This is a genomic window from Pseudomonas sp., assembly GCF_051660785.1.
Taxonomy (GTDB): Bacteria; Pseudomonadota; Gammaproteobacteria; order Pseudomonadales; family Pseudomonadaceae; genus Aquipseudomonas.
In genome coordinates, this window is record NZ_JBOFQE010000068.1 from 1 (window position 1) to 10,873 (window position 10,873).

The following is a 10,873-nucleotide window of genomic DNA, read 5'->3' on the forward strand; positions in this document are numbered from 1 at the left end:
GAGCCTGCTCGCGATGGCGGCCTGGTAGCCGACCAGGCTCTTTCAGGTGTACATATCCATTTCTGCGGTAACGGCGGCTGGCGGTTTCGCCCTTACGGCGACTCACTTTTTTTACAAGCGCCTAAAAAAAGTAAGCAAAAAAACGCTCGCCCCAAGCGTCCGGCCCCTCGCTGAGGCTCGGCGTACCTTCGCTCCGGCATTCATCCGGGGGCATCGCCCTCCGGTTGGCTTCGCTGGCACCTACATGCGATGAGTTCGACTGCGTCGAACGGCGCTGCGCGCCAATCCCCGGATGAACACCTCCACTCAGCCTCCCGACGGGGCGGGTGGATCAAGATCAAAAGCTGAAGGCGAGCTAACGCTCGGCCTGTTGAGTGGTGAGAAGCAAAAGCCGAACGCAGATCCATTGTGGGAGCTGGCTTGCCAGCGATGGCGGCCTGACAGCCGACCAATTTCTTGCAGATGTACCCCGAACCCCTGTGGGAGCTGGCCTGCCAGCGATAGCGGCCTGACAGCCGACCAATATCTTGCAGATGTACACCAAACCCTTGTGGGAGCTGGCCTGCCAGCGATGGCGGCCTGACAGCCGACCAATTTCTTGCAGATGTACAAAATTCCACTGTGGGAGCTGGCCTGCCAGCGATAGCGGCCTGACAGCCGACCAACATCTTGCAGATGTACACCAAACCCTTGTGGGAGCTGGCCTGCCAGCGATGGCGGCCTGACAGCCGACCAATTTCTTGCAGATGTACAAAATTCCACTGTGGGAGCTGGCCTGCCAGCGATGACGGCCTGACAGCCGACCAATTTCTTGCAGATGTACAAAATTCCACTGTGGGAGCTGGCCTGCCAGCGATAGCGGCCTGACAGCCGGCCAATATCTTGCAGATGTACACCAAACCCTTGTGGGAGCTGGCCTGCCAGCGATGGCGGCCTGACAGCCGACCAATTTCTTGCAGATGTACAAAATTCCACTGTGGGAGCTGGCCTGCCAGCGATGACGGCCTGACAGCCGGCCGATATCTTGCGGATGTACCAAATTCAATTGTAGGAGTGAGCCTGCTCGCGATGGCGGAGTGTCAGGCGACATCCATACTGGATGTCAGACCGCAATCGCGAGCAGGCTCGCTCCCACAGGGGATCAGCTGTGCGGCTGAGGTTTTGGTATGGCGACGTTATCGAGCATCCGGTTTGCGGCCAGTTCGGCCAGCATGACGATCTGCTGAATCGCCATCGCCTTGTGCCGGTGCGGGCCTTCCAGATAGTCCGCGAAATCACTTGCCATCACGCTGGCCTGGGCCAATGACTCGCAGGTGTGGGCCAACAGGTCTTCGTCTTTGATATCCGGTGCAATCACAAACATCGTGCTGGGTTTGCGGCTGGCAGGGGATTTGAGGGCGGCGGGGTTGAGGTAGTGATCCAGCGCGCGCTCGGCGGCTTCGTTGAGTTTTTTGGAATCGAGGGATTCGTAGGGGGAAACGTCGTCGGTTTCCGGAGGGTTTGGTGTTTCTTTGATCATGCGGAAATTACTCATTGGCAGATGAAGTGGAACTGCCATCTTTCGTTTTCCAGACGAAAGGGTGGCAGCCGTGCGCGGACTGGAAAAACCGGAACACCCACCAAAACCCGGCAGACCCGAAGGTCTCCCGCGCACAGCCGCCATAACAAGGATTTGCGTGCAGAAAAAAGCGCCGCAGTATGCCATGGGGTGTGGTCAGTGTTCGCCAGGTTTTCCAGACCTGATCGCTGATTCTGCAGCGACCCACAAAGCCTACCCATTTCCCGTCCGACCCAACAACCGACAGAACCCGTCGGAAACATTCCCCAAAATCGCCACGTCTGTAGGACCGTGAAATCAGTTCGCCACCCGAACCCCACCCAGACTCCCACTCAATTCATACGCCACCAATTCCGCCTGATGCGCCGCCAATATCTCTGGCAGCGACCCGCGCAAGTACTCGACCCACGTCTTGATCTTCGCATCCAGATACTGCCGCGAAGGGTAGATCGCATACAGATTCAGTTCCTGCGAGCGGTAGTTCGGCATCACTCGCACCAGTGTGCCGTTGCGCAGGCCTTCGATCGCCGCGTATACCGGCAACACGCCGACGCCCATGCCGCTGGTGATCGCTGTCTTCATCGCATCGGCCGAGTTCACCAGAAACGGCGAGCTGTTGATGGTGACCATTTCCTGGCCTTCGGGGCCGTCGAAGGTCCATTTCTCCAGTGGGATCACCGGGCTCACCAGGCGCAGGCACGCGTGGTTGAGCAGGTCACTGGGCTTGTGCGCGCAGCCGTTGGCTTTCACGTAAGCCGGCGAGGCGCAGACGATGCTGTAGGTGATGCCCAGGCGCTGGGAGACGAAGCCCGAGTCCGGCAGTTCGCTGGCCAGGACGATGGACACGTCGTAGCCCTCGTCGAGCAGGTCCGGCACGCGGTTAGCCATGGTCAGGTCAAAGGTGACATCGGGGTGGGTCTTGCGGTAGCGGGCGATGGCGTCGATCACGAAGTGCTGGCCGATGCCAGTCATGGTGTGCACTTTGAGCTGCCCGGCCGGGCGCGCGTGGGCGTCACTGGCCTCGGCTTCGGCTTCTTCGACGTAGGCCAGGATCTGCTCGCAGCGCAATAGATAGCGCTTGCCGGCTTCGGTCAGGGCGATGCGACGGGTGGTGCGGTTGAGCAGGCGGGTTTGCAGGTGGGCTTCCAGGTTGGAGACCGCGCGCGACACGTTGGCCGTGGTGGTGTCCAGTTGCACGGCGGCGGCGGTGAAGCTGCCGGCCTCGGCCACGTAACTGAAGGCGCGCATGTTTTGCAAAGTGTCCATGGGGTGCTCTCGGAGGCGATGGCAAATTGTGACACAAGGTTTCAGAGTCTGAGACCCCGACCAAGGGATTATCGCGTTAACGGTAACAAAGATTCACAGGATTCCCAGCTTATCGCCCATCAACCCCACCTCTAAAATTGCGCCGACTGTAGGAGCCGGCTTGCTGGCGATGGCATCACCACGGTCTGTCAGTTAGACCGCGGCGATACCATGGCCAGCAAGCCGGCTCCTACATCCTCCTCTCTTTCAGGAAATCGCAGCAGTGCCGCGTCGCATCAGCAGAGCGCTTCAGACGCTCAGTGTTTTAGCCTTGTCCCTCGCAATCAGCGGCTGCATCGGAACCGGAGGTATTGCCCCGCAGGGCAAGGCGCTGGAGGCCAATTCACTGGCCACCGACGACGCCATCCAGAGCGCCGCGCAGGACGCTCACTGGCCCACCGCGCAATGGTGGCAGGCCTATGGCGACCCGCAGTTGAACCGCTGGATCGACCTCGCGTTGCAAGGCAGCCCGACCATGGCCATCGCCGCTGGACGAGTGCGGCAGGCCAAGTCCATGGCCGGCATCGCCGAGTCCGCCGAGTCGTTGCAGATCAATGGCGAATCTACCCTCAAGCGACACAACTGGCCGACCGATCAGTTCTACGGGCCGGGTGAGCTGGCCAACACCACAACCTGGGACAACAACGCCGCGCTGGGTTTCAGCTACGCCCTCGACCTTTGGGGCCGCGAAAGTAATGCCACCGAGCGCGCCGTGGACATGGCGCACATGAGCGCCGCCGAAGCGCGTCAGGCCCAGCTCGAATTGCAGAACAACATCGTGCGCGCCTACATCGAACTGTCGTTGCATTACGCGCAGCGGGACATCGTAGAGGCGACCCTGAAGCAACAGCAGCAAATTCTCGACCTCGCCCAAAAACGCCTGAACGGCGGCATCGGCACCCATTTCGAAGTCAGCCAGGCCGAAACCCCGTTGCCGGAAACCCATCGCCAGATCGATGCGCTGGACGAAGAAATCGCTCTGAGCCGCAATCAACTGGCAGCCCTCGCAGGTAAAGGACCGGGCGAGGGTGCGCAGTTGCAGCGACCCACGCTGTCGCTGGCTGCGCCGCTGAAACTGCCGTCGTCATTACCCGCGCAGTTGCTCGGTCAACGCCCCGATGTGGTCGCCAGCCGCTGGCAAGTTGCGGCTCAGGCCCGTGGCATCGATGTGGCTCACGCAGGTTTCTATCCCAACGTCGATCTGGTCGGCAGCCTCGGCTACATGGCCACCGGCGGTGGTGCGCTGGAGTTTTTGACTGGCAAGAAACTCAACTACAGCGTCGGCCCGGCGATTTCGCTGCCGATCTTCGATGGCGGCCGCTTGCGTTCGGAGCTGGGCGAAGCCTCGGCCGGGTATGACATCGCCGTGGCCAGGTACAACCAGACGCTGGTCAATGCGCTGAAGAACATCTCCGACCAGTTGATCCGCCGTGAGTCCATGGACAAGCAGCAATCCTTCGCCGCCGAGTCTGTGGCTACCGCGCAGAAGACTTATGACATCGCGATGATCGCGTATCAGCGCGGACTCACCGATTACCTCAACGTGCTCAATGCGCAGACCTTGTTGTTCAAGCAGCAGCAGGTTCAGCAGCAGGTTCAGGCGGCGCGGCTAAGTGCTCATGCTGAATTGGTGACGGCATTGGGCGGTGGACTGGGTGCGGGCAACGATGTGCCGAAGGACAGCCAGACCCAGGCACCAGAAACCCCGGCACTTCTCAAGTGAACACAAACCCTGTGGGAGCCAGCCTGCTGGCGATTGTGGTCTGTCAGGTGACGTCAGCATTGACTGACACAGCGCTATCGCCAGCAGGCTGGCTCCCACAGGTTTCTCACCAGACTGAATATTGATGAGCAGGAATCCATGACTCCCTCGCCCGCACCTCTGCGCTGGCTGTATTCCCTCGAATGGCGCCGGGGTTTCTTCGACTGGGCGCGCAGCGACGGTGTGACCTGGGTCTACATTTTCAAGGTGCTGATCGCCGCGTTCCTGACCCTGTGGCTGGCGATGCGCCTGGAGTTGCCGCAACCGCGCACGGCGATGATCACCGTGTTCATCGTCATGCAGCCGCAAAGCGGTCAGGTGTTCGCCAAAAGTTTTTACCGCTTCCTCGGCACCCTGGCCGGGTCGGCGGTGATGGTGGCGCTGATTGCCTTGTTCGCGCAAAACACCGAACTGTTCCTCGGCTCGCTGGCGATCTGGGTCGGTATCTGCTCGGCCGGTGCCGCGCGCTATCGCAACTTTCGCGCCTACGGTTTTGTACTCGCCGGGTACACCGCCGCGATGGTCGGCTTGCCCGCGTTGGCTCACCCGGACGGGGCATTCATGGCGGCAGTCTGGCGGGTGCTGGAAATCTCCTTGGGCATTCTCTGCGCCACCGTGGTCAGCGCCGCGATCCTGCCGCAAACCGCCAGCGCGGCGATGCGCAACGCTTTGTATCAGCGCTTCGGTGTGTTCGCCTTGTTCGTCACCGATGGCCTGCGCGGTCGCAGCAAACGGGAGGCGTTCGAAGCCAGTAACGTGCGCTTTATCGCTGAGGCGGTCGGGCTGGAAGGGCTGCGCAGCGTCACTGTGTTTGAAGACCCGCACATGCGTCGGCGCAACGGTCGGCTCAGTCGACTGAACAGCGAGTTCATGGGCATCACCACCCGGTTCAACGCCTTGCACCAATTGCTCGAACGCTTGCGCAGCAGCGGTGCTGATCATGTGGTCGCGGCGATCAAACCCGGTTTGCAGGACCTGGCGGAATTGCTCGACGGCTTCAGCGGTCGTGCGCTGACCAGCCCCGACGCCGCGCGCCTGACCAGTGCATTGGCGACCTACAAGAAGAATCTGCCAGCGCGAGTTCGCAGCCTGCGGGCGACCTTTCAGGAGAGCAATCCGAGCGACGCCGAGCAACTCGATTTCCACACGGCCTACGAACTGCTCTATCGCTTCGTCGACGAGCTACACAGTTATTCACAGACCCACGCCTCACTGGCCGATCACAGCCATGCGCGGGAGCAATGGGACGAGCCGTTCACCCCGCAAACCAACTGGATGGCATCCGCCGCTTCGGGGATTCGCGCGGCGTTCATTCTGGTGGTGCTGGGCAGTTATTGGGTGGCGACGGCGTGGCCGAGCGGGGCGACCATGACGCTGATCGCCGCGGCGACCGTGGGCCTGTCTGCCGCAACGCCGAACCCGAAACGCATGGCGTTTCAGATGGCGTGCGGGACTTTCCTCGGGGCGCTGATCGGCTTCGTCGAGATGTTTTTCATCTTCCCGTGGATCGACGGTTTTCCGTTGCTGTGCGTGATGCTCGCGCCGGTGATCGTGCTCGGCTCGTTCCTCACTTCACGGCCGCAATATGCCGGTGTCGGCCTCGGCTTGCTGATCTTTTTCAGCACCGGTTCGGTGCCGGACAACCTCACGGTCTACAACCCTTACGCGTTCATCAACGACTACATCGCCATGGTGCTCGGCATGCTGGTATGCGCCGCGGCCGGGGCGATCATTCTGCCGCCGAACAGCCGCTGGCTGTGGCGCCGGCTGGAGCAGGATTTGCGTGGGCAAGTGGTGTACGCGATCAGCGGCAAGCTCAAGGGCCTGGCCTCGAGTTTCGAAAGCCGGACCCGAGACTTGCTGCATCAGGCTTATGGCCTCGCGGTGGGTCAGCCGCAGGTGCAACGGGACTTGCTGCGCTGGATGTTCGTGGTGCTGGAAGTCGGCCACGCGATCATCGAGTTGCGCAAGGAACAGGCGATTCTGCCGGTGCATCCGGCCTATGCCGAATCCCAGCCGTGGCGCCAGGCGATCCGCGTGATGGGTCGTTCGCTGGTGCGGCTGTTTCTGCAACCGAGCCAGAGCAATCTGGAGCGCGGATTGATCGCGGTCGACCATGCCATCAGCCGCGTGCAAGCCACCGACGAACCGTTCGCGACGCACTTCGACACCTCGGCGTTGCGTCGGGTGAAGAGTTATTTGCACTTCATCCGCACCTCGCTACTCGACCCGCAATCACCGCTCAGCGCCTACGCAACAACCCAGCCCCAAGGACTTGAACATGCCTCGTGAAATCGCCTTCCACGGCGTGTACATGCCGACCATGACGCTGATGTTTTTCATCGCCGCGGCGCTGGCCTGGGCGCTGGACCGGTTCCTGTCCGGGTTCGATCTGTACCGCTTCTTCTGGCACCCGGCGCTGCTTCGCCTGAGCCTGTTTACCTGTCTGTTCGGCGCCTTGGCGCTGACTGTTTACCACTGACTCTCTATCTCTGAAGAAGGCCCCGATGAAAAAGCTTTTTAGCCTGCTCGCCACCCTGCTGGTGCTGGCCCTCGCGATATGGATCGGCCGCACACTCTGGGTGCATTACATGGACACGCCGTGGACTCGTGACGGTCGGGTGCGCGCCGACATCATCAACGTCGCCGCCGACGTCACCGGTGAAGTGGTGGAGGTGCCGGTACGTGACAACGAGCAGGTGAAGAAGGGCGATTTGCTGATGCGCATCGATCCCGAGCACTACCGCATCGCGGTCAGACAGGCGCAGGCATTGGTGGCTTCACGCAAGTCGACGTGGGAGATGCGCAAGGTCAACGCCCATCGCCGCGCCGACATGGACGCGCTGGTGATCTCCAAAGAAAACCGCGACGACGCCAGCAACATCGCTGACTCGGCCCTGGCCGATTACCAGCAGGCCCAGGCGCAACTGGAAGCGGCCGAACTGAACCTCAAACGCACCGAGGTCCGCGCAGCCGTGGACGGCTATGTCACCAACCTCAACGTGCATCGCGGCGACTACGCGCGCATCGGTGAAGCGAAAATGGCCGTGGTCGATATGAATTCGTTCTGGGTGTATGGCTTCTTCGAGGAAACCAAACTGCCGCACGTGCGAGTCGGCGACAAGGCCGACATGCAGTTGATGAGCGGCGAAGTGCTGAAGGGGCATGTGGAGAGCATTTCTCGCGGCATTTACGACCGGGACAATCCGGAAAGTCGCGAGTTGATTGCAGACGTGAACCCGACGTTTAACTGGGTACGGCTGGCGCAGCGAGTGCCGGTGCGGATTCACATAGATGAAGTGCCGCAGGGGGTGCTATTGGCGGCAGGCATTACCTGTACCGTCATCGTTAAATCTGCGGCTGGCGAGTAACCCTGTGGCGAGGGAGCTTGCTCCCGCTGGACTGCGTAGCAGTCCTGTCTGGGGACCACTCCTCGGCCTAGCGGGAGCAAGCTCCCTCGCCACAAAAGACGACCGTGTCAGCCTTTGCAAAACGTCTCATGCAAATGCCGCCAAACCACCTTGCCACCAGCCTGCTTCTCAAACACCACCGTCGACCGGCGATCAGAGTGCAAGCCGGTCGCATCTTTCTGTTGCTCGCGATAACTCACCACCGCGCCACCGTTGTACAGCGCGATACCCTGTAGATCGCTGAGCTCAATCCTGAAGCCGAGCTTCCTTCCGCCCGCCAGCAGGAATAACTCGTTCAGCGCGGTGAAATCCAGCGCACGGCCCAATGGCGAGATCATGGAAAACTGTGGTGAAAATCGGGTCAGCAGGCGTTCAAGTGCGGACTCGTCCTGGTCCTCGGCCAGCCATTGCTCGATGGCGATGTGGGCCTGGATCACTTCGTCGAAGTATTCGGTGTAGTCGGTCATGATTGTTTCCTGAATTTCTGCAGCGTCTGGTCCGACTTCATCGCGAGCAGGCTCACTCCCACATTTGAAATGCATTCCCCTGTGGGAGCGAGCCTGCTCGCGATGAAGTCAACTCGGTTTTAGAGTTGGCCCTTCAACCCAAACCGCTTCATCAACCCGGCCTCCAACAACCCTTTTGGCAGCAACCCCGCCAACAGCGGCAACGCCCGGCTGCCATTGCCCAAACGAATCAAACGCGGTGGTTTCCCCTGCTGCACAGCCTTGAGCAGGCCTTCTGCAAATTCCCGGGCCGGCGTCGGCTTGTCCTGAGACGCCTTGGCCCGCGCACGAATACCTTCACGCAGCGGAAACCACGGTGATTGTTCAGTGATCAGCTGTTCCGCCTCATGCCCGGCATTCTTGGCGAAACTGGATTCGATCGCACCCGGTTGTACTTCCATCACGCGCACACCAAACGGTGCCAACTCCATGCGCAATGCGTCGGTCAGCGCATGCACCGCCGCTTTCGAGGCGCAATAGGCGCCGGCAAACGGCGTGACCAATACCCCGGAAACGCTGCCGATGTTCACCACTATCCCTTTGGCACGACGCAGCACCGGAAACAGCGCACGGGTCACGCCCACAATCGCGAACACGTTGGTTTCGAATTGCCGTTGCATCGCCGGTACGCCGCCGTCGAGCAGCGGCCCCATCGCACCGTAGCCGGCATTGTTGATCAGCACGTCGAGGCCTCCATGTTGCTGGTTGATGCGCTCGCTCAGTTGTTCCAGCGCCAAACCATCGTTGACGTCCAATTGCACGGCGGTGAAGCCGGCGGCGGCCAGCACCGCAACATCTTCAGGCTTGCGGGCGCTGGCCCAGACTTCGTATCCGGCCCCTTTGAACACATCGGCGAGGGCGCGGCCAATGCCGCTGGAGCAACCGGTAATCAACGCAACGGGCATGGCGCGGTCCTTGTGCAAAAAGAAAGTGGGGAATCAGTCGGAGAAACTACCCTGCAAACGCTCGGCGCGAAACTCCAGGGTTTGCGGGCGATAGCCAGGGCGCAGCGGCGGCAGGGGCAAGCAGTCTTCCCAATTGGCGCCGGCCTGCAGTTCGCCGGGGCCGCGATAGCGCGGGGCGGCGTATTGATTGTCGGCCAGATTGACCGTATCGCCCGGCGCATACGCGGCGACACGCCAGCGCAACTCTATCAGCGGCACATCGTTGCCATTGTTCATGGTCAGCTGCAACGGCCGGTCTGCCGGGCAGTGTTCCGGCGCGTAGGTGATGCGCAACTCCAGGCGCGCCAGTTGCTTGACCTCGCGGTTGTCCATCCAGATCACCCACGTGGCCACCAGACCAAGGCCGATGGCGGCCGCCACAGAAACGGGCAACGCCTTGGCCGGGTAGCGCAGCAATAAAATCAGCCAGGTGATGACCAGCAGGACGCCGATGAACATGTTTGAACGCTCCTTGAACTCATGGCCACCATCCTACCGAACGGCTGCTGGAATGGACATTCAAGGATCAACCGTGATCACCGTTAGTCAGTACTGTAATTTCTGACAGTAGCCAGCCCTCGACCCGCAAGGTTAGATAACCGCAGGTGAACAGGGACGAACCGGCATGCAAGCCTCAACGTTGGGAATGCACCACAAAACACCCGCAGTGTTCGTCGTCGATCCGCGAGGGCTGCCGATCCGTTCCGTGGATTACTGGCGCGAGGTCGAAGGTACCCCGGCTCAGGCTCGCATCAACCGTACCTTGCACAATGCTGCCGGGGGCGCAGTGAAACAGTGGGATCCACGGCTCTGGCGACTGCAGCAACAAGATCCGATGACGCGCGCCAATCTCACGACTGTGCATTCGCTGTCCGGCCATCCCGTCTTCACGGTCAGCGTCGATGCCGGCGTACAGATCACTCTTTTCGGCCTGGCCAATGAAGTGCGGCAGGGCTGGGACAGTCGCGGTATCCGGCGCGAGGTGCATTACGACGACGTGTTGCGTCCCGTGGCGGTGTTCGAGCACATCGCCACGCAGCCACCCCAATGTGCCGAGCGTATGGAATACGGCCGCCCCGATCACGGCAACGGGGATCACAATCAGTACGGGCAGATGATTCGTCAAGACAGTCCCGGCGGGACCGTGCTGTTTGAGGCGTTTGCGATCACCGGCCGCTGCACCCGGCACGTTCAGCACTTCACCCTCGACGCCGTCGCAGCGGATTGGCCGGAGCGGATAGCGGATCGACAAACACTGCTCGAATCAGGCGAGGGTGCCGTCTCGACATGGCGTTACGGGCCGTTGGGGGATGTGCTGGAAACCGTCGATGCCCGGCAGAACCGCCAGGCCTTTGCCTTCACTGTGGATGGCCGGCTGCGCCGAAGCG

9 protein-coding genes and 1 pseudogene are annotated in these 10,873 nt (G+C 61.1%); 5 read left to right on the forward strand and 5 right to left on the reverse strand.

Features of this window, described 5'->3' with window-relative positions; all coding sequences use genetic code 11:
* Positions 1 to 1,141 precede the first annotated feature (1,141 nt).
* Together ACRC4F_RS18195 and ACRC4F_RS18200 are read right to left on the reverse strand one after the other, a co-directional pair.
* Positions 1,142 to 1,519: a DUF6124 family protein gene (locus tag ACRC4F_RS18195; RefSeq protein ID WP_438660604.1), complete on the reverse strand. Its 378-nt coding sequence runs from the start codon at positions 1,517 to 1,519 to the stop codon at positions 1,142 to 1,144.
* A 336-nt stretch (positions 1,520 to 1,855) separates the two neighbouring features.
* Positions 1,856 to 2,824, reverse strand: a complete 969-nt coding sequence (locus tag ACRC4F_RS18200; protein WP_438660597.1) for a LysR family transcriptional regulator — start codon at positions 2,822 to 2,824, stop codon at positions 1,856 to 1,858.
* 262 nt (positions 2,825 to 3,086) lie between these two features.
* Between ACRC4F_RS18200 and ACRC4F_RS18205 the strand changes: the two genes are divergently transcribed.
* The 4 genes from ACRC4F_RS18205 (at position 3,087) to ACRC4F_RS18220 (ending at position 7,996) form a co-directional block, all read left to right on the forward strand.
* A complete protein-coding gene (locus ACRC4F_RS18205; RefSeq protein ID WP_438660598.1) occupies positions 3,087 to 4,586 on the forward strand; it encodes an efflux transporter outer membrane subunit in 1,500 nt (499 codons plus the stop codon).
* Positions 4,587 to 4,724: 138 nt separating this feature from the next.
* Positions 4,725 to 6,917: an FUSC family protein gene (locus ACRC4F_RS18210; protein WP_438660599.1), complete on the forward strand. Its 2,193-nt coding sequence runs from the start codon at positions 4,725 to 4,727 to the stop codon at positions 6,915 to 6,917.
* Positions 6,907 to 7,107 carry a DUF1656 domain-containing protein gene (locus ACRC4F_RS18215; protein WP_008153498.1) on the forward strand — a complete coding sequence of 67 codons (201 nt, stop codon included), beginning with the start codon at positions 6,907 to 6,909 and terminating at the stop codon, positions 7,105 to 7,107. Before ACRC4F_RS18210 ends, ACRC4F_RS18215 begins: the two co-directional genes overlap by 11 nt.
* Before the next feature lie 25 nt (positions 7,108 to 7,132).
* Positions 7,133 to 7,996, forward strand: a complete 864-nt coding sequence (locus tag ACRC4F_RS18220) for an efflux RND transporter periplasmic adaptor subunit (RefSeq protein WP_438660600.1) — start codon at positions 7,133 to 7,135, stop codon at positions 7,994 to 7,996.
* A gap of 107 nt (positions 7,997 to 8,103) precedes the next feature.
* On the opposite strand, the gene ACRC4F_RS18225 is transcribed toward ACRC4F_RS18220, so the two are convergent.
* From ACRC4F_RS18225 to ACRC4F_RS18235, 3 genes are all read right to left on the reverse strand, one after another.
* Positions 8,104 to 8,502 carry a DUF4440 domain-containing protein gene (locus tag ACRC4F_RS18225; RefSeq protein ID WP_438660601.1) on the reverse strand — a complete coding sequence of 133 codons (399 nt, stop codon included), beginning with the start codon at positions 8,500 to 8,502 and terminating at the stop codon, positions 8,104 to 8,106.
* Positions 8,503 to 8,621: 119 nt separating this feature from the next.
* Positions 8,622 to 9,446, reverse strand: a complete 825-nt coding sequence (locus tag ACRC4F_RS18230; RefSeq protein ID WP_438660602.1) for an SDR family oxidoreductase — start codon at positions 9,444 to 9,446, stop codon at positions 8,622 to 8,624.
* A gap of 33 nt (positions 9,447 to 9,479) precedes the next feature.
* On the reverse strand, positions 9,480 to 9,944 hold the full coding sequence (locus ACRC4F_RS18235) for a multidrug transporter (protein ID WP_438660603.1): 465 nt from the start codon (positions 9,942 to 9,944) through the stop codon (positions 9,480 to 9,482).
* A gap of 166 nt (positions 9,945 to 10,110) precedes the next feature.
* On the opposite strand from ACRC4F_RS18235, the pseudogene ACRC4F_RS18240 reads away from it, so the two are divergent.
* Positions 10,111 to 10,873, forward strand: a pseudogene (locus ACRC4F_RS18240) (toxin); the annotation flags it as partial.

What these genes read in the sequence shown, in the direction of transcription:
- ACRC4F_RS18195 (WP_438660604.1), bottom strand. Translation starts at nt 1,519, where the DNA reads ATGATCAAAGAAACACCAAACCCTCCGGAAACCGACGACGTTTCCCCC.
- ACRC4F_RS18200 (WP_438660597.1), bottom strand. Translation starts at nt 2,824, where the DNA reads ATGGACACTTTGCAAAACATGCGCGCCTTCAGTTACGTGGCCGAGGCC.
- ACRC4F_RS18210 (WP_438660599.1), top strand. Translation starts at nt 4,725, where the DNA reads ATGACTCCCTCGCCCGCACCTCTGCGCTGGCTGTATTCCCTCGAATGG.
- ACRC4F_RS18215 (WP_008153498.1), top strand. Translation starts at nt 6,907, where the DNA reads ATGCCTCGTGAAATCGCCTTCCACGGCGTGTACATGCCGACCATGACG.
- ACRC4F_RS18220 (WP_438660600.1), top strand. Translation starts at nt 7,133, where the DNA reads ATGAAAAAGCTTTTTAGCCTGCTCGCCACCCTGCTGGTGCTGGCCCTC.
- ACRC4F_RS18225 (WP_438660601.1), bottom strand. Translation starts at nt 8,502, where the DNA reads ATGACCGACTACACCGAATACTTCGACGAAGTGATCCAGGCCCACATC.
- ACRC4F_RS18230 (WP_438660602.1), bottom strand. Translation starts at nt 9,446, where the DNA reads ATGCCCGTTGCGTTGATTACCGGTTGCTCCAGCGGCATTGGCCGCGCC.
- ACRC4F_RS18235 (WP_438660603.1), bottom strand. Translation starts at nt 9,944, where the DNA reads ATGTTCATCGGCGTCCTGCTGGTCATCACCTGGCTGATTTTATTGCTG.